Below are 20,279 nucleotides of genomic sequence, written 5' to 3'. Positions count from 1 at the left end.
CCAATTTATTCTTCGGACACCTCGACGGCGTGTCCGGCAAGTTCGTAGAGCCGGCATTCACCATCCCGTCTGCCCTTTGCTATGATGGTATCCCCGCTCTCCAGCCTGACGCTCTTTCCCGGGCGGTAGACCCATCGGTCGCCGTGCTTGATGGCGAGCACGATCATACCCGTAACCGTCGCAAGCGACATCTCCTTGAGCGTTCTCCCTACAAGCGGCGACGACGGCATCACGGTCATCCGCGTGATGATCTCGTCCGACTCCCGGACGATCTTCTTGAATATCGGCGGGATCTCGATGTCGCGTAGCAGGACGTCGACGATCGAGTGAGCCGAATCGCTGATCGCCTGTGCGAACGAAGACATATACAGCAGGCCGCGAAGGTAGCGTACGTCCTCGATCTTTCGTGCCGCTTCAAGGATCCAGAGGTCCAGGTCGCAGCGCATATCGTCGAGCGTTGAGTCGAGGGCGACCACCTCGTGTGCGACCTCCTTGTTGTTGAAGAGGAGAGAGGTGTACGCCAGCCCGACCGAGAGCTCCGAGAGGTTCTTCATCTCGATGATCAACTGGACCGCACGATCGAGGTCGTCGACCTCGGCCGCGGGCGAAACCTCAACCCTGCGGCGCTCCCCCGACCCTGCCATCTCGGAGAGGAGATCCTCTCCGGCCTCCGGTCCCCGCGCAATCAGGATATCATCGCTCTCCACCCGGGTGCTTCTGTCGGGATCGTAGATCCAGCCCTTTCCGCGCCGGATGGCGATCACCTGCATGCCCGTCGTGCTCTGAACCTTGAGGTCGCCGAGTGTGCAGCCGGCAAGCTCGCTCCCCTGGCTGACGATGACCCGGGTGACGATCTCTTCAGCCTCCGGGAAGACGCGCTTGAGTTTTGCAGGGAACCGGATATCTTTCAAGATGAGTTTGGCGATATCCGAGGCCGAGTTCGCGATCCTCTCCGCAGCCTCGGCCACCTGGAGCATGCCGCTCATCGCCTCGGCCTCTTCGATCCTTCTCGCGCCGAGGACGCTCTGAATCCGGGCCTGGTAGACCAGTTTGTTCATCCTCTCCTCGAGATTGATCACTTCGAGTGCAATCTCTTTGCTGTCGAAGAGGATCGCTGAATAAGAAAGATCGACCATCAGCTCGGAGACGTCCTTCATCTCTATGAGGACATCTTTGAAGCTGATCGGCTGATATTCATGTTCCATCATGGTATGTTAACCGTCGTTCTCCATTCTTTCACTACAACAGCAGGCCTATCGCCGTCACGAGCGCGGCTGCACCGATCAGGTCGATCAGGCTTGTGATGACAGGGATTCCGAAGTTGTCAGGATCGAGACCGTACCGGAATGAAAGGCTCGCGGTGACATATGCCACGCCGTTCACCAGTGTCATGACGACCAGACCCGCCGCAAGGCTGATGATGACCAGCATCCCGAGACCGGGGCTGTTCAACCCCATGAGTACCGCCGCACCATGCGCGATGAGCGCCAGCAGTGGAAGCAGTATCAACGTATAGAGATAGGAAATAATAAAATGATGCACGACGCCGCGCTCGGGGAGGAACGAAGGGTTGAGCTCGCCGGTGTGCATCCCTGTCGAGAGGCGCGACCCGAGTATTCCTCCAATCGACCCGAGGCAGCCCGTGAACGGCGGTATCAGGATAAGGAAGACTGCGATCGCTACCAGTGCGTCGAGGTTGAAAGAGTAGGTCAGGCCGGCCAGCGTGCCGAGGACGCTGAGCGGGATGAGCAGGAAGAGATTCTCCCAGACGATCGGCCCGATCCCCTCCGGCCGGTGCAGGGTGTAGACGATAGCGGCGACGGTGACGGCGACGACGATGCTCCCGAGAACCATGCGCATCGCAGGAGAGAGGAGCATGACGAAGGTCGCCGAGAGCACGAGGATGGGAAGTGTAATGATGTCTCCGGAGGTGGTGACGGTCGGTGCGCCGATCATGTCGAGGTCGAGACCGTAGCGGTAGCTTGCAAGGGCGATGAGCAGGGTGATCCCTGTCACCACGGCTCCCGCGACGATGCCGGTGACGACCGAGATCAGCACGAGGTCGGTGACGCCGACTACGGGAGTGTCGAAGATGCGGCTCGCCGCGTAGGAGAAGATACCGATGACGAGCGCGATAAGAATGGTTATCACGAACGATGCGCGGATGTTGTCGCCGAGAACGCTGCCTTCCTCGAAGTCGATGGAGAACTCCCCGAGGTGCATCGCCGAAGAGAGGCGGCAGGCAAAGACGCCGGCTATGCTCCCCCGGATATGAATGATCGATGGCAGGAGCACCATCAGACCAGGTATCAGCGCGAGGACTTCACGTACGGAACCGAGATAGATCCCTGCAATGCTCGAGATGACGGCACTGGCGAGCAGGGCGCCGAGACCGGTAAGTATCAGGCGGCTCCGGCTGAATATGCCCTGTTCCATCACAATCACCGTCCATCTCGATCAACTCCTGTACGGGATCTCCAGCACGGCCAGATCGGCCGGCAAAATCACGTCTCCCTCATACTGTCGCTTTGCATCGTGTATATGGTTTGCTGTGCTTGCATAGCGGGAACTTATGTGCATCAGGGCAAGCATACGGGCGCCAAGTTCCGTTGCGGCCTCACCCGCCTCTCCTGCGGTCGAGTGGAGGACGTCGCGGGCGCGATCGGTTTCTAGGTCGTCGAAGGTGGCGTCGTGGATCAGAAGATCTGCACCCCGGATCAGCGCCGCGATGCCGGGCTGGTCCTGGAGCGGGCGGGTGTCGCCGGTATAGACGATCTTCCGGCCCGGGCGCGGCTCTCCCATCACGTCGGCGGGACGGACCGCGGTCTCGACGCCGTCGCGGACGACGCGGACCTCCTCCCCGCGCTGCAGCCGCCCGAAGAGCGGGCCCGGCGGGACGCCGAGTTCGATCGCCCGCTCGCGGTTGAACCTGCCCGGCCGCTCGTCCTCCTCCAGCACGTAGCCGAGCCCGGGGATGCCGTGGAGCGTCGTAAACGCCCGGACGGTGTAGCCGTTGAAGGGCACGACCGAACCGTGCTCGAGGACGTGGGCGGTGACGGAGAAACCCCTGGTGTGGCGGCTGATCCTCTGCACGAGATCGACGAACTCGCCGACCCAGGGTGGGCCGTAGATCGGGAGCGGATCGGTGCGCCCCATGAACGCGAGCGTCTCGACGAGCCCGAAGACACCGAGGAAGTGATCGGCGTGCCAGTGGGTGATGAAGACGGCGTTCACGGTAAACCCGGTTCGGGCGCGCATCATCTGCTGCTGGGCGCCCTCCCCGCAGTCGAAGAGCAGGGTATCGGAGCCCCGCCGAACCAGGACGCAGGAGGGGTTCCTCTGCGGGGAGGGGAGCGCCCCTGCTGTCCCGAGAAAGTGAACGTGGAGTGTCTCGCCGGCTATACGAACCACTTCCTGAATGCGGCGAGGCTCCGCTTTGCCTCTTCAAGGTTCCGACCTTCAATGACGACCGGGCCGGAGTAGTCGCGAGCGATGACCCGCCCGACCTTCTCCCAGGCGATGGTGCCGTCGCCGAGCGCAAGGTGCTCGTCCGACTGTCCGTGGTTGTCGTGGATGTGCAGGTGATCGACCTCCCGGACGTGTGTAAGGAATGCGTCTACAAGGTTGTTGGTGTTGGCGTGCCCGACATCCAGCGTGATCCCGATCCCTGCGATTCCTTCGGTGAGGCCAAGGATCTCCTCGGGGTAGCGGCAGAGGAAGTCCTTGATGCTGATCATGTTCTCGACGCACGCGAGGACGCCGTGGTCTTCCGCGCACTTCCCGATCTCGACGAGCGCGGTCTTCTGCATCTCCCAGACCTTCTCGGGGACGAGCTTGCCTATCGGAGAGACGAAACCCGGGTGAACGGTCACCCGGTCGGTCAGTTCGGCCGCGTGCTGGATGCAGCAGCAGGTCTGGCGGATTGACTCGCGCCAGATCGGGTAGTTCAACGATGCGAGGTTTAAGTCGCTGTATGGCGCGTGCACGGTCGCGAGAAGGCCGGTGCTCTCGAGGTTCTCCCGGACAGCAGCGAAGTTCTCGGGGTTGTCCAGGCGATACTTCCCGTCGGCGACGATCTCCCATCCGGTATACCCGATCTCTTCGAGCCCGTAGACCCAGTCACGTGACTCCCAGATCTTCGACGAGGCTGAAAAATACGGGACAAGACTCATTCTTCTATACCTCCCAGCCGGCAGAGCAGGGCGCGGATCTCTGCGGCGAACTCTTCAAGCGATGCTTCATTCGTGACCCGGCAGTCCGCCTGTTCCAGGGCGCGCCCGAGCCCCCACCCGAGTTCCCGTCTGTCGCGGATCCGCAGTTCTTCGGGGGTGAGGGAGTCGTCGGATCGTCCCCGGCTCGCGAGCCGCTGGTAGCGCGTCGCAAACGACGAATCGATCCCGACGAGCGTGAAGTCGGCGAAGTGTTTTTTGAACACTGTCACCTCGTAGTCACCCCGGATGCCGTCCACGAGCACCACCGGGGCGCCCGTCGCCTCGATCCTCGGGATGGTGATCCGGGCGATGGCGTCCATGCCGAGGTCTACGCGCAACTTCCCGGCGATTGCGCCAAAGTTCGCGTCGGTCGGGGGAAGCCCGGCTTCCTTCACCCGTTCCCGTATGGCATCTCCCATGACCACGACCGGGATCCCGAGATCCCGGGCAATCCTTGACGCCTCTCCCTTCCCGCTTGCCGGCATACCAACGATTCCAATGACCTTCATCCGGTTCCTCCTATATCTTCCAGAACAGCGGGCCGTGCCGACTAGAGACCGGCTGCAGGGTCCCGGCGATGCAGGTTGCGGCGGCCGCCGCAAATGTATTCATAAATGTGCGTTCCCGTCGATATTATGCTTAACGCCACCGAAAGGTGTCAGGGATCGGGGTCGTAGACGGCCTCGCCGCCTTCCCGGGTCCGTATATGAACCCTGCGGCCGAGCGGCGCCGCTGCCGCCTCGAGTTCCTCCCGGGTCAGGGGTACGAAGCCCGGGGCCACCCCCTGCTGGAGCACGAGGTCGAGTCCGCGGGTATCTTCCGCGATGGACAAAAGGTCTCCCTCACGGCCCCGAAAGAGGGTGACCACGGCCAGGCCGGTCTCAAGGCTCCCGTCGGCCTTCGCCCGCTTGCAGGCGGCGAGCGACTGCTTCACCGCATCGGCGGCGGTGAGTTCCAGGAGTTCGTCGTAACGCTCCCACGTCGTCTTGATATCGAGCGAGATCATGTCGACGAGGCCCCCGTCAAGGAGGTTCTCGATCACCCGGGGAAAGATGCCGTTCGTGTGCAGGCCCACAGAGAACCCCATTTTTCGGGCGGCGGCGGCGAGGTGGACGAGTGCCGGGCCCTGCAGGGTCGGCTCTCCGCCGGAGAAAACCACAGCGCCCGCAACCGTGCGGGACTCCCGGATCATCGCGAGGATCTCGTCTGCGTCGCGCAGATCCTCGCCGTCCTGGATAGCGATGTTGTGACAGTAGAAGCAGCGCGCGGGGCATCCCCGGAGAAAGACCGTGCAGGCAGCTCGTCCCCGCCAGTCGACGGTACTGAGCGGGACAAAACCTCCGAAATTGACGTACAAATGATCACCAGGCGGTAAAGAGATGCTCCTCAATCTCTTGTAAGCCTTGGCTTTCCGGCTATGAAACAAGATCTGAATAAGGTAAAGTCAAGTTTACTTGTCGAGAGAACAAGCCCAATTTAGCCCCGATCCTAAAAACAAGCCTTTATCAACTCTTTTCTGTAAATATAGGGCCATGGGTCTCATAGAAGACGCCCGAAACGGCGTCATCACTGAAGAGATGCGGATCGTCGCAGCAGCGGAGGGAGTTACCGAAGATTTCGTCCGGCGCGGCGTGGCCGAGGGTCACATCGTCATTCCGGTCTCCCCCTACCGGAAAGTGAAGATCTGCGGTATCGGCGAAGGGCTTCGTACAAAAGTCAACGCAAGCATCGGAACGTCTTCAGACATCGTCGATATTGATATGGAGGTCGAGAAGGCCCGGCAGGGCGAGCTCGCCGGTGCCGATACGCTGATGGAACTCTCCACCGGCGGCGACTTTTTAGAGATCCGGCGCCGGGTGGTCGAGGCGACCACCCTCTCGGTCGGGTCGGTGCCGCTCTACCAGGCGTTCATCGAAGCCGCCCGGAAGCACGGGGCGGTCGTCAACATGGAAGAGGACGACCTCTTCCGGATCACGGCTGAGCAGGCGAAGATCGGCACCAATTTCATGGCAATCCACACCGGGATCAACTACGAGACGATGAAGCGCCTGAAGAACCAGGGGCGGCACGGCGGCCTCGTCTCCCGGGGCGGTGCCTTCATGACCGCGTGGATGCTCCATAACGAAAAGGAGAACCCGCTCTATTCTGAGTTCGACTACCTCCTTGAGATACTCAAGGAGCACGAGGTCACCCTCTCGTTCGGCAACGGGATGCGGGCGGGAGCGGTTCACGACGCGACCGACCGCGCCCAGGTCCAGGAACTGCTCATCAACGCGGAGCTTGCCGACAAGGCACATGCGGAAGGCGTACAGACGATCATCGAGGGGCCGGGGCATATCCCGGTCGACGAGATCGAGACGAACGTCGTCCTGCAGAAGCGCGTCACCAACCGGAGACCGTTCTACATGCTCGGACCGCTCGTCACCGACATCGCGCCCGGCTACGACGACCGGGTGGCCGCCATCGGGGCCGCGCTCTCCTCCTCATACGGCGCGGACTTCATCTGCTACGTGACGCCGGCCGAGCACCTGGCGCTCCCCACCCCCGAGGAGGTCTACGAGGGCGTCATGAGTTCGAGGATCGCCGCCCACGTCGGGGATATGATCAAACTCAGGAAGCGCGACGACGACCTCGAGATGGGCCACGCCCGACGCGACCTCGACTGGGATCGGCAGTTTGCGGTCGCGATGAACCCCGAGCGCGCCCGGAAGATCCGGGACGAGCGGATGCCGGCCGACGCCGACGCCTGCACGATGTGCGGTGACTACTGTGCGCTGAAGATCGTCGGGCGGCACTTTAACTTCTGAGTGGGGTTGGAGAGCAGAGGGGCGCTCCCATCTATTTTATTTGTATTCCACTGAAGAGCGAGGGCTGTTCGTTTCCAGCAGCTCGGTACAGTGGACCGTGGGAGTATCGCCATGACTGCCCCCGCCCCCTGGGGCGGGGTGCGACGGGCTCTAGGGCCGGAGCATGAGCACCGAAGAACGATGTTCCATCAGGAACGGAGTTTGAGCACCGCAGGTGCGAAGGTGCGAGTGAGGAGGCCGGAGGCCGGGCGGGGTGCGACGGACGGGACGTCCGGAGCTTGAGAAGACCGAAGGTCTTCGAGTGGGGGTTACAGGCATAACATCCATTTCGTGGAGACGGGGGAGGGGGAGACCCCCTCCCCTGAAACCCCTCCCCCCGTGGCGATATCCCCACGAAATCCGTGGACCGGGCTCTATAACTGCTGGAGGGATAAGCGTCTAAGCAGCCATCAGGTTCGAGACAATCTTCCAGATGAAATTCCGCACCCCTCTCTCCTGCTCCCACCACCCCCGCCCGAACCAAAAACCGCACCATTATCCTCCCGTCTCACCCACATCTCCATACGAGGATACCTCAATGAAACTCGAGAACGAAAAACTCATAGACGACTTTCTTGCCCACGCAGACGACCTCGGCGATGACATCATGGCAGACATAGGGGAGATGCTCGGCGTCATGCCGTTCATCTTCTCCATCCTCCGGAACCGGCCCGACACCTTCGCGCTCTCCACCCTCGCCGATTACCGGTTCTCCCGCCCCAAATCCCTCGATGCAAAGACTGCGGAGCTGGTCACCATGGCAGCGGCAGCCGGGGCCGGGGCAGACGACTGCCTGAAGGTCCACATGAAAGCCGCGCTGAAGGAAGGCGCGTCCCGCGACGAGATCCTCGACGTCCTCCAGATCGCCGCGATGATCGGGAAGACCAAAGTCCTTGCCTCCTCCCTCCGCCGGTACCGGGAGGTCTGCGGCGAAGGGCAGGACGCGGATAAGTAGGCCCCCCTGCCTTTTTGGCATGCATCCTTTATGGTCTGATTGAGCCAAACTCTCATGCAATGAGCCAGACAAAGGCAGCCCTTCGCCTGCGGGCAAAGGAGGCCCGGGCGCTCCTCTCTCCGGAGGAGATCGCCGCATACAGCGCAGGCATCGAGCAGCGGCTTCTCGACCTCCTCGACGGATTTGAGACCGTCATGGTCTACGTCTCGAAACCCCTGGAGGCCGAGACAAAAGGCCTGATCGCGACCCTGAACCGCCGGGGCGTGCGGGTCGTCGTGCCCATCATCGAACGAGAGACCTGTAGCCTCCGCCTCTCCTACCTCCCCGACCCTTCGGTCCTTATTCCGAGCACGTTTAGCGTCCCCGAGCCGATCGGCCACGAACTTCCCGCACAGCCCGAGGACGTCGAGGCCGTCGTCATACCGATGCTCGCCTTCGACGCCGAAGGGAACCGGCTCGGCTACGGCGCGGGATACTACGACCGCTTCCTCTGCCAGTATCCCCACCCAAAAAAAATCGGCATCGCGTTCTCCTGCCAGCAGGCGGACTGCATTCCTGCCGATGAAAACGACGTGAAGATGGACTACATCGTTACGGAAAAGGGGATCATCCGGCAGAACGGGAGGGCGGTTTAGGGAAAAAATATAAATAGTGGACAGCACTTACCTATGGTAAACCCTACAGGAGGAGATTGTTCACATGGCCAATACCGAATCCGTTGAGGTAACCATCAAGGAGGCGGCTCACGAAGATGCCGGCCGGGGAATTGCCAGACTGAGCATCGACACCATGAAGGCGCTCGATATGGTCAGCGGCGATGTCATCGAGGTCGAGGGACGCCATAAGGCGGCGACACTCGTCTGGCCCGGTTTCCCTCAGGACACCGGCAAGGCGATCCTGCGCATCGACGGCAACACCCGGAGCAACGTCGGGTCGGGGATCGACGAAAACGTCCGGATCAGGAAGACCGAAGCAGGCTACGCAAAGAAGGTAACCATCCAGCCGACCCAGCCCATCCGCCTGGTGGGCGGTGAGCAGTACCTGGGAAGGATCCTTCGCGGCAGGCCCGTCACCGAGGGGCAACTCATCAGGGTCAACATCCTCGGTAACCCGCTTACGTTCGCGATCGCCAGGGTGGCGCCGAAAGGCATCGCCATCGTCACCGACAGCACCGAAATCGAGCTGAAGGAGACCCCGTACGAGCCCAAGGAAGGGCGACGGGAGACGGCGGCGGCCGACGTTCACTACGAGGACATCGGCGGTCTCGACCGCGAGTTGCAGCTCGTCCGGGAGATGATCGAGCTCCCGCTCCGGCACCCCGAACTCTTCGAACGCCTGGGTGTCGAGCCCCCCAAAGGCGTCCTGCTCTACGGCCCGCCTGGAACGGGGAAGACCCTGATCGCAAAAGCGGTAGCGAACGAGGTGGACGCACACTTCATCACGCTCTCGGGGCCCGAGATCATGAGCAAGTACTACGGCGAGTCCGAAGAACGCCTGCGGGAGGTCTTTGAGGAAGCGCAGGAGAACGCACCCTCGATCATCTTCATCGACGAGATCGACTCGATCGCACCCAAGCGCGAAGAGGTGAAGGGCGAGGTCGAGCGCCGGATCGTCGCCCAGTTGCTCGCCCTGATGGACGGGTTGAAGACCCGGGGCCAGGTCGTGGTGATCGCCGCAACAAATCTCCCGGACATAATCGACCCCGCCCTCCGGCGCGGTGGCCGGTTCGACCGCGAGATTGAGATCGGCATCCCCGACACCAAGGGACGGCAGCAGGTCTTCCAGATCCACACGCGCGGCATGCCGCTTGCCGATGACGTGAACCTTGAAGAGTATGCCCGCTCCACGCACGGCTTCGTCGGCGCCGACATCGCACTGCTCGCAAAAGAAGCGGCGATGCACGCACTGCGCGGGATCATACCGCATATCAAGATCGAAGAGGAGATCCCCGCCGAGATCATCGACCAGCTCCGCGTCACGAACGAGGACTTCATCGAAGCGCACAAGCACGTCGAGCCGAGCGCGATGCGGGAGGTGCTCGTAGAGATACCGGATGTCAACTGGGAGGACGTCGGCGGGCTCGAAGACGTAAAGGGAGAGCTTGCGGAAGCCGTTGAGTGGCCGCTCAAATATCCGGAGATATTCGCGTCGCTCGACACCGAACCCCCCCGCGGCATCCTGCTATTCGGCCCCCCCGGAACGGGCAAGACCCTCCTTGCAAAGGCGGTCGCAAACGAGAGCGAAAGCAATTTCATCTCAGTAAAAGGCCCGGAACTCCTCTCGAAATGGGTCGGAGAATCGGAACGCGGAGTTCGGCAGGTATTCAGGAAAGCAAGGCAAGCAGCACCGTCGATTATCTTTTTCGACGAGATTGATGCGCTTATGCCCAAACGTGGATCTTATATAGGATCATCGCACGTAACTGAAAGTGTGGTAAGCCAGATCCTGACAGAGCTCGACGGCCTCGAAGAGCTCAACAATGTCGTGGTTCTCGGCGCTACCAACCGCCCGGACATGTTGGACGAAGCGCTGCTTCGCCCCGGCAGATTGGACCGGATCATCTACGTTCCGCCGCCCGACCGGGAAGGCAGGAAGAAGATCTTCGAAGTGTACCTGAAGAACAGGGAGATCCTTGCAAACGACGTGGACATCGAGGAACTGGTCGACAGGACCGAGGGTTACGTCGGTGCCGACATCGAAGCGCTGGTCCGCGAGGCAAAAACTTCCGCCATGCGCGAGTTCATCGCCGCAATGGGAGGGAAGACCGAGGAAGAACGGCGCCAGGCAATCGGCAACGTGAGGATCACGAAGAACCACTTCGAGGATGCCCTCACCCGCGTGAGAGGCACGCTCGGTATCGACCGGCTGGAGGAGAACGAACGCCATTCCTGGCAGATACTCTACAACCAGGAGCAGCGGTCGGCACTCGAAGACGCCGTCTCGACGATCAACCGTGCCGGGATGCGGGAGACCGGGAAGGTCGACCAGGAAGTCAAAGATCTCACGCAGGCCCTCAAAGATGCGGTCTACCGGAGAAAGAAAGACTTCGGCGAGATCAAGCGTCTCACAAAGGAGTTGAAGGCCAAAATGGAACGCCCGCTGCCCCAGATGGGTACGGCGTTCTGACGGGAGCGCCCCCCTGCCCGTGAGGCGCTCCCTTGGGGGGCATCCGGCCCCCACCAACAGGGATAGGAACAACGTGATGCACATGAGTGACAGTCCACCAGACATCTTCGAGCAACTCAACGAATTGATGAAACGCCTCATGGAGCAGGGGCTCAAAGAGCAAGGAGATCAGAACAAGCCGTTTGCCTACGGATTCAAGATCGTCCTTCATGAGGCCGGAAAGCCAGAGATCCCGGCAACGGAAGCGGCCCCCGTAGCAGAGCCAGAAGAACCCTCTTCCGAGGGGACCATCGAACCGATTGCAGAGATGTACACGACCGATGACGACGTGACGGTGGCAATCGATCTCCCGGGTGTCGAGAAGGAGAATATTCACCTGTCACTCATCAACGGGACGCTGACGATCATTGCCGGCGGCAACCAGCTGACCTCGGTGGAGGTGCCGGGCGTGGACGCCGACTCCATGCAGTCGAGATGCAAGCACGGTGTCCTGGAAGTCAAATTTTCCCGGGGCAAGTCGATCAGGATCGACTGAGACATCAAGCTGCCTGCCGGCCCGGCATCCTGGCAGCGCCGCAATATTTTTTCGCCGAGAGCGGCATCCGCACGTGAAGGAGCCGGTAGATCAGTCTCCAGGTGCCGCATTCCTCTCGCCCGGCCGCATCTTACGGCGTCATCCCGGCAATACCTCCCTGAGAGAACGCGCGAGCCCCACCGGGGCCGCCAGGATCAGTTTCCCGGAATAACGGCCTCAAAAAGGCCACCATTACGGAAAAAATCGCTAAAAAAGGCACAATAAGTAAACAGCAGCATAATTGCACCGGCGCCCCCGTCAGACGCATCCGCCGCGAAGGATCGCCGGGAAGGACGAACCTGCAGACAGATTGCCGTAGCCAACCTTTTTTCAAGGCAACAACACCTACATATACAGTAATACCTATCTACTAGTCGTAAGGGCTACGCCCGTCCAGGTAGTGGTGATTATATGGTTAAGACCACCGTGTCCGTAATTAAAGCAGATATAGGCAGTTTCCCGGGGCACTCCCGAACCCACCCGAAGATCCTTGAGGTGGCCGCCCGGAGACTCAAGGAAGCAGAAGGCAGCATCCTCATCGACTCGTACGTCACCCACTGCGGTGACGACCTCGAGTTGATCATGACGCACACCAAAGGGGAGGACAATGAAGAGATCCACAAGCTGGCGTGGGATATCTTCATGGAGTGCGCCGGACTCGCCAAGGAGATGAAACTCTACGGCGCCGGGCAGGACCTGCTCGGAGATGCGTTCAGCGGCAACGTCAAGGGGATGGGACCCGGTGTCGCCGAGATGGAGTTCGAAGAGCGGGGTTCCGACCCGATCCTGATCTTCATGGCCGACAAGACCGAGCCCGGAGCGTGGAACTACTTCCTCTACAAGATCTTCGCCGACCCCTTCAGCACGTCCGGCCTCGTCATCGACCCGTCGCTGCACGAGGGATTCACCTTTGAGGTCCACGACGTCATAAAGAAGCGCAAGATCCTCTTCAACACACCCGAAGAGTCCTACAGCCTTCTTGCCTATATCGGAGCGCCGAGCCGCTACGTGATCAAGTACGTCTGGAAGAGGGACGGCCTGATAGGGGCGTCCACCAGCACCCAGCGGCTGAACCTGATGGCCGGCCGGTACGTCGGCAAAGACGACCCGGTCATGGTCGTCCGGGCGCAGAGCGGATTCCCGGCGGTGGGCGAGGTCATCGACCCCTTCAGGACGCCCATCCTCGTGGCCGGCTGGATGCGCGGCTCGCACCACGGGCCGTTCATGCCTGTCGGCGTCTGCGACGCAAACTGCACCCAGTTCGACGGACCACCCCGGGTCATCTGTCTCGGGTTCCAGGTCTGCAACGGGAAGCTGATCGGGCCTGCCGACATGTTCGACGACCCGGCGTTCAACCGCGTCCGCGACCAGTGCTGCGAGCTCTCCAGCGTGCTCCGGGCCCACGGACCGTTTGAGCCGCACCGCCTCTCGCTCGAGGAGATGGAGTACACCACCCTCCCGGGCGTCGAGAAGCAGTTCAAGGATCGCTGGGAAGACCTTCCCGAGTAACCCTTTTTTTATTGCCGGAACGCCGGTGCCCGGAAACTTCGCAGCATTTACCAGTCGGCAGCGGCACCTAACAGTGCCGCACCTCCCACCGACCGCCGAAGGCGGACGCTAGCCGGCAGCGGCACCTAACAGTGCCGCACCTCCCACCGACCGCCGAAGGCGGTCGGTGGTCGGTTATAGGAAAAACTTAATGCATGAACATAACCATATAAGAACAGATGGTTAACGGTATCGTACTCCCTGTGAAGAAGGTTTTTTCGCTCGTAGACTCAAAAATCACCGTCGAAATCAAGGATGACAGCAGGAAACTCCAGGGACGGCTCGTGGCAGTGGATGAACACCTGAACCTGCATATGGACGAGACCACCGAGTTTACCGGGGAACAGCGGGGCCGCACCCTCGGGACCGTCGTCATCCGCGGCAACAATATCCTGACCATTGCGCCCCTGCTCTGATAGCCATGTCCGACCAGGAGGAAGAAGCACTCAAGGTTATCCAGTCCCATCGCCAGGGAGTTCTCCAGAGCGAACTCTGGAAGCATCTCAATATCGACAGCAGGAAGTGCTCGCGGATCGTGAAGCGGCTGCTCGATGCCGGGCTGATCGAACGCATCGAGTTTCGCAGCGACGGCATCAAGACCTACCTGTTGCGCGCGAAGAAGCGCGCCATCGACCCCTGCATCATCCTTGCAGGCGGAGAGGTTCTCCCGTGCATCGGCTGCGATCAGGAGTGCACCCCGGAAGAGTGCGCACTCCTTCTCGACTGGATGTATCAGCTTGCTCTTGAAGAGTATCAGGAGTAAAGCATCTATTTTTTTACCCGGTTCTAACGAGCCGTCGCTGCACGAGACTTTACCACCGCTCTCAGCGGTAAACCCACACCGTCATGCTCTGGCGACGATCACCGTGGTGTTGTCGGTGCTTGCCGCGTCACTGGCGGCATCGATCAGTCTCCGGCATGCCATGTCGGGCTCGTTTCCAAGCACGATCTCCCGGATGACGCTCTCCGGGACGTAATCGTGCAGTCCGTCCGAGCTGATCAGGAGAACCCCGCAGGCGAGTTCCACGACGTCGAGGTCGACTTGCACCCGGGCCGAGAGACCGAGCGCCTGGGTCAGGACGTTCTTTCGCGGGTGGACCATCGCCTCCGCCGGGGATATGGCTCCCGATTCAACCAGGCCCTGGACGTAGGTCTGGTCGCGCGTATGCCAGATGGAGGTCGGCGTGACGATATGCGTCCTGCTGTCGCCCACCGTGCCGATCCAGCACCGGCCAGACTCTGCGACAATGGCGGCAGAGAGCGTTGTCCCCGCGTTCAGGCCATTATCCCGATTATACGTAAAAATAGCGGTGTTGATGCGCTTGAACGCGCGCCCAAGCAGTTCGCCGGGTTCGCTCTCCGGGAGTTCCTCGTCTGCAGCCTCCGCGAGGATCTCGATCGCCATCCTGCTCGCAACCTCGCCGCAGGCATGCCCCCCGAGACCGTCCGCGACGGCGAAGAGGTGATGCCCATCCATTCGGCCGGCGAAGTACGCGTCCTCGTTCTGCTCACGCTTCCCGGTATCGGTCAGGGCCGCGTACCGGAGCCGTGCCTCTCTTCTCACCTGCACTCCAGAGTCATCTCTCTGTTCGAGCGGATAGTCTTTTGGTGGCAGCATCTCTCATTCACCTCTCACGGGAACCCCCGGGTGAGGCCGTTTTCTTTTGCGCAGCTGACGGCGTAACGGTACTCCCGTGCCGTTATCGGGCGCTGCAACGCCGCAAACACCGGGCTCCTCCCACCTTCGGACGCCCTCCAGGCCGGGTGGTACTGGGCCATGACGTTCACGTAGGAGTCGCGCGATAGCTCCTCTGCGATGAACTTCATCACCATCTCACTGTTTGCAAGGTTCCCCGGGAGCACCAGGTGCCTGATGATCATGCCCCGCACCGCAATGCCGTCCCTGACCTCGAGGTCACCGACCTGCCGGTGCATCTCCTTTAATGCGGCCTGCATGCAGCCGGTGTAGCCGGGGGCGTGGGAGAGTTCCAGCGCCACGTCGTCCCGCCCGTACTTCGCGTCCGGCATGTAGATGTCAATGACGCCGTCGAGCAGCCGCAGGGTCTCCACGGAGTCGTAACCGCCGCTGTTGTAGACCAGCGGGATATTGAGACCCCGGGGGACGGCGAGGGTGACTGCACGGAGGATCTGGGGGACGACGTGCGAGGGGGAGACGAAGTTGACGTTGTGGCACCCGCGTTCCTGCAGGCGGAGCATGATCCCGGCAAGGTCATCGCACGAGACCGCGTAGCCGGCCCCGCACTGGCTGATTTCGTAGTTCTGGCAAAACTTTCACGATGATGTATACGAAGTTCTATATACGCGCGCCCCCTATACTGATTCATGGAAGGGAGCACCAGGGAAGTTGATGTTCGGCCATTCAACGAATACCGCCCGGAGTTTAACGAGAACTCCATTTCTAAAGCGACCGAGGACGGCAGGATAACCCCCGAGGACGCCCGGGTTATCCGTGAGTTTATCGGGACCGCCCAGGGTGAAGGACTCTCACCGGCGAGGATCCGCGCGCTCACCTCTAAGCTAGTGAGCATGAGACGGTACATACCCCCGTATCCCGGGATAACGTATCCCCAGCTGATGCAGGGTGTAGGAGCCCTCAGAACCGGACATTACGCACAGAGCACCGTACAGGAGAGTCTTAGGGTGCTGAAAAAGTTTGTGCGGTTCTTGATGGAGTACGGATACACCGAGATCACCGAGGCCCAGCTAAAGAAGATCCGCATTGAGAACCGATACGAGATCGATCTATCCCCGAGCGACATCCTCACGAAAGAGGAAGTTATCAGACTGATCCGAGCCTGCCGGAACCCCCGGGACCGCGCGCTTATCGCCCTCACCTATGAATCAGGAGGCCGGATAAGCGAAGTGTGCGATCTTCGGTGGAAGGATCTTACCCTCGAGGAAACCGGGATTGCCATCACGACCCGGAAGGGTGCCAAGCAAGAGAAGAGGCGCTATATCCGGTGTGTGTGGTGCCGGCCCTATGTCGCGGAGTGGTTGAGCAACTACCCGGTCCAGCCAGTACCCGACGATGCCCCGGTCTTTGTGACCGAACAACTCAAATCAATACGGTATGGCGTATACCGGCACCAGTTCAACCGGATACTTGAACGGAGCGGGATCGAGAAGAAGATCACCCTTCATGATCTCCGACATGCCAGGGTGACGCACCTATCAGCCGAAGGACTCAGTGAGAGCGTGATCAAGCTGATGATATGGGGCAATGTCGGCACCTCGATGCTAGGCCGGTATCAGCACCTTTCCAACCAGGACATAGATCGGCAGGTGCATGAAATGTACGGGCTCGCGGATAAGAACGCAGCCCCCGATCCGATGGAGCCCCGGCAATGCCCGAGGTGCTATCTAGTGAACAAGCCCGATGCAACGTATTGTAATCGGTGCGCTGCACCGTTAACCGAAGAGGCCCGAACGGCGTTCGATAGTAAAACGTCAAAGTTGGAACTTTTGTTCGGTGAGTACACCGATGAAGAAATGTTAGAGGCTCTTAAGGATGCACGAGCGAGGAAACAAGGTAGGTTGATTAACAGGTGAGTAAATTACAAAAACCTTTTTTCCGAGCGACGCGCGGCAAAATAACCTATTTTTGCGTGTTTATATTTTTATAACACTTTCCAATTAAATACACAAGACAACAAAAGAACACAAAAGAATACACTAGATAGCACTAGATATCACTTCACTTTAAACAAGTGAGGTTGTTGAGTGTCTTGGCAAAATTTTACCTATTTGCGCCAAAAGTGGTAGATATAGTATTATAATCCGTCTATTTTGAGAGAAATAATACACTAAATTAGACTTGTTTTAAGAAATCCTCTAAAATCCTTTCATTTCGGAAACAGGTAGTTCTAATCTCTCCGAGCCCTTTTTGAGAGCATCGGGTGAGCAGAGGGAATATATAGTAGTTATTTCTACTTTTACTTAGAGAGTTGAGGGACGTTGTTGGCGCAACGTCCCAACCGGGTGACCGGCAACGAAAATTAAAACCCGTCGGAAAATTCCGACAAAAAAGACTGAGGAAGCAAGGTATAAAAGACTTTGCCAACCTCGATACGTTGCCCGTCTTGCCCCCGTTTCAGCTCTTCTAAAACAGAACGGGTGAAGAAATGCGACGCAAAAACATATCTTTAGACGATCTCGATACTCTGATCGTCAGAACCGTTATTAAGCAACCTGGCGTGGGAATCCGGGATGTGATGGACAAGGCCGATCCGGCGACGCCTGAAAACACCATCAGGAACCGCGTTCGTCGATTGTCCGGCAACGGGTATCTAGCGCCCAAGAAAGTACTAAATCGTTTTTACCTCCTCTACCCGGGACCAAAGAGCGCGGAGGTATCAGAATGAGCGGTTCAGAACTTTTAGTACTGACTCATTCGGAATACAAAGCGATGGATTGCTTTCATCAAGCCATCGCGGATGTTGGTGTACGTAAAGGATTAGTCATAATCGTCAGAGACGAAGAGGAAGAAGGGAGCACCCCCCCCGAGGTGCTCAAATGACGAGAGTGCTTCAATTGGGCCATGTCCTTTCAGACATGGTAAGACAGTTGATAGACTGTAGTATCTCCCGCCTAATAGCTTCAATTGGGCCATGTCCTTTCAGACATGGTAAGATGCCTGGTTACACCAGGCATCGACCGAAACCGACCAGAACTTACCGCCTCCACCAACCCGGCGGCGCTCTCACACTACTCATACTGAGGGATGCGTAATGCAAAAGCAACTATCGCGCCCCCCCTATAAATACCCTTCTAAGGTAAACCCTTGCTTCGGTTGCCCCACCCGTTACGTTCCCGGACGGTGCGAACTACATCACACTTGGAAAGACTGCAGGTGCCGGGAGGTAGAGCATGTCCGGTGAGTCATGCTACCGGACGCCGAGCCTCGACGAGATCCGCGCTATGATCTCCCTGTGTGAACGCCATATGCAGAAATGCGAGCGGGGACCGCTTAGCCTGCGAGACTTGCACCGGCGCATAACTCTTATCAGGATGTTCCTCGTTGAGATCGTCGGTGCGGCCCCCCATAACAGCCCGGAATTAGCCCGAGGAGTTGAACTGTACTGGCGGTTCTCCAGGTGGGTGATCGTATGATCGAGAGCGGATCGCTGGAAGAGATCAACCCCGACGACTACAAGAAGGATCTTCCTACCCCGTCCGCCCGGCACCCATGCCGGATATGTGGCAGGCCGGCGAACTATCGAACCACATTCGACCCCGAGACGATGCAAGCAGAATGGTTATGTCCAGACTGTTATAACTCAGCCACCCAGGAGAGCGGCAACGGTCAGACCTCAGCCGCGCCCGGGTTCGAGAGTATCACCTTCGTACCTCACGGTGAGGACACAGAAGAAGAGCGCAGCCCCGATCCCGCATGGAGCTACTATACTGACGACGAGATCAACCAAATGGGAACGGTCAAAGTGTCGGAAGCTCTGACGCACCTCGAGAGGCGGTACGACATCCGGCCCCCGAAAAACTACGATCAGATGCAGGAGGAGGATCTTAAAGAATGGATACGGGAGATCGCAGCATCGGATAAACTTCACCGCGCAGTACTCCAGGAGCAGGGGCAGCAAATCCAGAAGAGATACAAGAATGAGTATACTATCCCGACGCGCGACGGGTTTAAATTGAACTACATAACTATCGCTGACCACATCAAAGAGATTTACGATATTGTCACTTTTAAAGACGATATACGAGTCTACGAGGATGGGATCTTCACTTCCAACCGCAACGTGATCGAGGAGGAGATCAAGAGGATCGCCCGGGTAGTTGAGTATGAAGGGAATATCAGCACAGCCATACGTGAAGTTACGCACTACCTCATCACAGATTACAAGGATTATCCCTTCAATCAGTACCCCGATGCTATCCCGGTCATGAACGGAGTGGTTCAGATTGACTATGCAGCCAGAACGTACACGCTCCTCCCCCACAGCCCGAAGTACAGGTTTACCTATAAACTCCCGGTGACGTTTGACCCCGAAGCATCCGGCTCCGCTATCTATGAGGTATTTAAATCATGGATTGTCCCGGAAGGGGAGACGAACCCGGGAGACTATGAACCGAAGATAGAGCTCTTGTATCAGGTTATGGCACAGGCGCTATTACAGGCCCAAAATAAAGTGACCTACAAGAAAGCCTATCTTTTAAAAGGTCAGGCCGATTCAGGAAAGACTACATACGCCATAGAATTGTTAAATGCGTTCTTCGGGGAGGAATTTATTTCCCGGATCTCTCTTCATGCAATGGCAACAAACCGTTTTGCCCTCGCACAGTTTGAAGGCGCGTTGTTGAATGTCTACGATGATTTAAAGAGCGTCAAATTGAGTAACCTGGAGACGTTCAAGACGACGACCGGAGGAACAAAAATATGGGTAGAGAGGAAGGGGAAGGAAGGATATAATATCCCGGTCTATGCGACCCAGGTATACACCTGCAACAAACCCCCAGCCATACCGGACCAGGAGAAAGACGATGAAGCGTTCTTCAGCCGGTGGGAGTATGTTATCTTTCCAAACCAGTTTCCCCGCGACCCGTCCTTTATCGGGAAGGTGCTAACAGAGGAGAACCTATCCGGGCTCTTGAACGATGTGATCAAGAGAATGATCGTGATTCGAGCGGGAAGCAACCAGCTCTTAAGCACGAGCACCGGGATCCAGATTCAAGACCTCTGGCTCTTCGAGTCCGATCCTATCTACAAGTTTGTTCAATCAAACATGGTCCGGGATATGGACGAGAGGTACAGGAAGGAAGACCTGTATAACGCATACGTCCGATGGTGCAGCGATAACGGGAAGGTTGCAGCGAGGGATACCAAGTTTGCCGAATCCCTATATAAATTCGGGTTTGAGGTGATCCTATAATTATAAGTCCCCTCGGATAAAACTGGGGATCATGGCATTCCGGGAAATTGACGATGATCTCTGGGAGATTGTTCAGAAATACCTCCCCCCAACAAAGCCGCACATCGGTCG

18 protein-coding genes are annotated in these 20,279 nt (G+C 58.8%); 10 read left to right on the top strand and 8 right to left on the bottom strand.

Annotation, left to right across the window (positions count from 1 at the left end; translation table 11 throughout):
- Window positions 1–5 precede the first annotated feature (5 nt).
- From FGW20_RS07110 to FGW20_RS07085, 6 genes are all read right to left on the bottom strand, one after another.
- On the bottom strand, window positions 6–1,208 hold the full coding sequence (locus tag FGW20_RS07110) for a potassium channel family protein (protein ID WP_301677396.1): 1,203 nt from the start codon (window positions 1,206–1,208) through the stop codon (window positions 6–8).
- Between the two features lie 31 nt (window positions 1,209–1,239).
- Window positions 1,240–2,436 (bottom strand): magnesium transporter, encoded by a 1,197-nt coding sequence (locus FGW20_RS07105; RefSeq protein ID WP_301677395.1) that lies wholly within the window; start codon window positions 2,434–2,436, stop codon window positions 1,240–1,242.
- A 21-nt stretch (window positions 2,437–2,457) separates the two neighbouring features.
- Window positions 2,458–3,411, bottom strand: coding sequence for a ribonuclease Z (locus FGW20_RS07100; protein ID WP_301677394.1), 954 nt, complete (start codon window positions 3,409–3,411; stop codon window positions 2,458–2,460).
- On the bottom strand, window positions 3,399–4,172 hold the full coding sequence (locus FGW20_RS07095; protein ID WP_301677393.1) for a sugar phosphate isomerase/epimerase family protein: 774 nt from the start codon (window positions 4,170–4,172) through the stop codon (window positions 3,399–3,401). The genes FGW20_RS07100 and FGW20_RS07095 overlap by 13 nt, the downstream gene beginning before the upstream one ends.
- Window positions 4,169–4,720: a dephospho-CoA kinase gene (locus tag FGW20_RS07090; RefSeq protein ID WP_301677392.1), complete on the bottom strand. Its 552-nt coding sequence runs from the start codon at window positions 4,718–4,720 to the stop codon at window positions 4,169–4,171. Before FGW20_RS07090 ends, FGW20_RS07095 begins: the two co-directional genes overlap by 4 nt.
- A 149-nt stretch (window positions 4,721–4,869) precedes the next feature.
- Window positions 4,870–5,568: an anaerobic ribonucleoside-triphosphate reductase activating protein gene (locus FGW20_RS07085; protein WP_301677391.1), complete on the bottom strand. Its 699-nt coding sequence runs from the start codon at window positions 5,566–5,568 to the stop codon at window positions 4,870–4,872.
- Window positions 5,569–5,743: 175 nt separating this feature from the next.
- On the opposite strand from FGW20_RS07085, the gene thiC reads away from it, so the two are divergent.
- The 8 genes from thiC to FGW20_RS07045 all read left to right on the top strand — a co-directional run bounded on the left by thiC (window position 5,744) and on the right by FGW20_RS07045 (window position 14,023).
- On the top strand, window positions 5,744–7,018 hold the full coding sequence (gene thiC, locus FGW20_RS07080) for a phosphomethylpyrimidine synthase ThiC (RefSeq protein WP_301677390.1): 1,275 nt from the start codon (window positions 5,744–5,746) through the stop codon (window positions 7,016–7,018).
- A gap of 577 nt (window positions 7,019–7,595) precedes the next feature.
- Window positions 7,596–8,012 (top strand): carboxymuconolactone decarboxylase family protein, encoded by a 417-nt coding sequence (locus tag FGW20_RS07075; RefSeq protein WP_301677389.1) that lies wholly within the window; start codon window positions 7,596–7,598, stop codon window positions 8,010–8,012.
- A 59-nt stretch (window positions 8,013–8,071) separates the two neighbouring features.
- A complete protein-coding gene (locus FGW20_RS07070) occupies window positions 8,072–8,647 on the top strand; it encodes a 5-formyltetrahydrofolate cyclo-ligase (RefSeq protein WP_301677388.1) in 576 nt (191 codons plus the stop codon).
- Between the two features lie 64 nt (window positions 8,648–8,711).
- Window positions 8,712–11,138 carry a CDC48 family AAA ATPase gene (locus FGW20_RS07065; RefSeq protein ID WP_301677387.1) on the top strand — a complete coding sequence of 809 codons (2,427 nt, stop codon included), beginning with the start codon at window positions 8,712–8,714 and terminating at the stop codon, window positions 11,136–11,138.
- 82 nt (window positions 11,139–11,220) lie between these two features.
- On the top strand, window positions 11,221–11,673 hold the full coding sequence (locus tag FGW20_RS07060; RefSeq protein ID WP_301677386.1) for an Hsp20/alpha crystallin family protein: 453 nt from the start codon (window positions 11,221–11,223) through the stop codon (window positions 11,671–11,673).
- A 450-nt stretch (window positions 11,674–12,123) separates the two neighbouring features.
- Window positions 12,124–13,221 (top strand): fructose-1,6-bisphosphate aldolase/phosphatase, encoded by a 1,098-nt coding sequence (fbp, locus tag FGW20_RS07055; RefSeq protein WP_301677385.1) that lies wholly within the window; start codon window positions 12,124–12,126, stop codon window positions 13,219–13,221.
- 218 nt (window positions 13,222–13,439) lie between these two features.
- Complete coding sequence (locus tag FGW20_RS07050; RefSeq protein WP_301677384.1) at window positions 13,440–13,676, top strand: LSM domain-containing protein; 237 nt, start codon at window positions 13,440–13,442, stop codon at window positions 13,674–13,676.
- Window positions 13,677–13,681: 5 nt separating this feature from the next.
- Complete coding sequence (locus FGW20_RS07045) at window positions 13,682–14,023, top strand: helix-turn-helix transcriptional regulator (RefSeq protein ID WP_301677383.1); 342 nt, start codon at window positions 13,682–13,684, stop codon at window positions 14,021–14,023.
- Window positions 14,024–14,104: 81 nt separating this feature from the next.
- Here FGW20_RS07045 and FGW20_RS07040 read toward each other — a convergent pair whose 3' ends face one another.
- Complete coding sequence (locus FGW20_RS07040) at window positions 14,105–14,878, bottom strand: PP2C family protein-serine/threonine phosphatase (protein WP_301677382.1); 774 nt, start codon at window positions 14,876–14,878, stop codon at window positions 14,105–14,107.
- A gap of 14 nt (window positions 14,879–14,892) precedes the next feature.
- Window positions 14,893–15,477: a radical SAM protein gene (locus FGW20_RS07035; protein ID WP_301677381.1), complete on the bottom strand. Its 585-nt coding sequence runs from the start codon at window positions 15,475–15,477 to the stop codon at window positions 14,893–14,895.
- Between the two features lie 126 nt (window positions 15,478–15,603).
- On the opposite strand from FGW20_RS07035, the gene FGW20_RS07030 reads away from it, so the two are divergent.
- Window positions 15,604–16,830 (top strand): tyrosine-type recombinase/integrase, encoded by a 1,227-nt coding sequence (locus tag FGW20_RS07030; RefSeq protein ID WP_301677380.1) that lies wholly within the window; start codon window positions 15,604–15,606, stop codon window positions 16,828–16,830.
- A gap of 1,556 nt (window positions 16,831–18,386) precedes the next feature.
- Window positions 18,387–20,168: a DNA primase family protein gene (locus FGW20_RS07025; protein WP_301677379.1), complete on the top strand. Its 1,782-nt coding sequence runs from the start codon at window positions 18,387–18,389 to the stop codon at window positions 20,166–20,168.
- The last annotated feature ends 111 nt before the right edge of the window (window positions 20,169–20,279 follow it).

The sequence above is a fragment of the Methanoculleus methanifontis genome, from assembly GCF_030464365.1.
In the GTDB taxonomy this organism is placed as follows: Archaea; Halobacteriota; Methanomicrobia; order Methanomicrobiales; family Methanoculleaceae; genus Methanoculleus; species Methanoculleus methanifontis.
Note: the sequence above shows the minus strand (reverse complement) of the source record. Positions and strands in the feature narration are given on the sequence as shown.

Bases quoted from the DNA above. Each gene is read 5' to 3' on its own strand.
- FGW20_RS07090 (WP_301677392.1), bottom strand. From the start codon at position 4,720: ATGAAGGTCATTGGAATCGTTGGTATGCCGGCAAGCGGGAAGGGAGAG.
- FGW20_RS07065 (WP_301677387.1), top strand. From the start codon at position 8,712: ATGGCCAATACCGAATCCGTTGAGGTAACCATCAAGGAGGCGGCTCAC.
- FGW20_RS07030 (WP_301677380.1), top strand. From the start codon at position 15,604: ATGGAAGGGAGCACCAGGGAAGTTGATGTTCGGCCATTCAACGAATAC.
- thiC (WP_301677390.1), top strand. From the start codon at position 5,744: ATGGGTCTCATAGAAGACGCCCGAAACGGCGTCATCACTGAAGAGATG.
- FGW20_RS07025 (WP_301677379.1), top strand. From the start codon at position 18,387: ATGATCGAGAGCGGATCGCTGGAAGAGATCAACCCCGACGACTACAAG.
- FGW20_RS07105 (WP_301677395.1), bottom strand. From the start codon at position 2,436: ATGGAACAGGGCATATTCAGCCGGAGCCGCCTGATACTTACCGGTCTC.
- FGW20_RS07050 (WP_301677384.1), top strand. From the start codon at position 13,440: ATGGTTAACGGTATCGTACTCCCTGTGAAGAAGGTTTTTTCGCTCGTA.
- FGW20_RS07095 (WP_301677393.1), bottom strand. From the start codon at position 4,172: ATGAGTCTTGTCCCGTATTTTTCAGCCTCGTCGAAGATCTGGGAGTCA.
- fbp (WP_301677385.1), top strand. From the start codon at position 12,124: ATGGTTAAGACCACCGTGTCCGTAATTAAAGCAGATATAGGCAGTTTC.
- FGW20_RS07110 (WP_301677396.1), bottom strand. From the start codon at position 1,208: ATGATGGAACATGAATATCAGCCGATCAGCTTCAAAGATGTCCTCATA.
- FGW20_RS07075 (WP_301677389.1), top strand. From the start codon at position 7,596: ATGAAACTCGAGAACGAAAAACTCATAGACGACTTTCTTGCCCACGCA.
- FGW20_RS07040 (WP_301677382.1), bottom strand. From the start codon at position 14,878: ATGCTGCCACCAAAAGACTATCCGCTCGAACAGAGAGATGACTCTGGA.
- FGW20_RS07045 (WP_301677383.1), top strand. From the start codon at position 13,682: ATGTCCGACCAGGAGGAAGAAGCACTCAAGGTTATCCAGTCCCATCGC.
- FGW20_RS07035 (WP_301677381.1), bottom strand. From the start codon at position 15,477: ATGCTCCGCCTGCAGGAACGCGGGTGCCACAACGTCAACTTCGTCTCC.
- FGW20_RS07060 (WP_301677386.1), top strand. From the start codon at position 11,221: ATGAGTGACAGTCCACCAGACATCTTCGAGCAACTCAACGAATTGATG.
- FGW20_RS07070 (WP_301677388.1), top strand. From the start codon at position 8,072: ATGAGCCAGACAAAGGCAGCCCTTCGCCTGCGGGCAAAGGAGGCCCGG.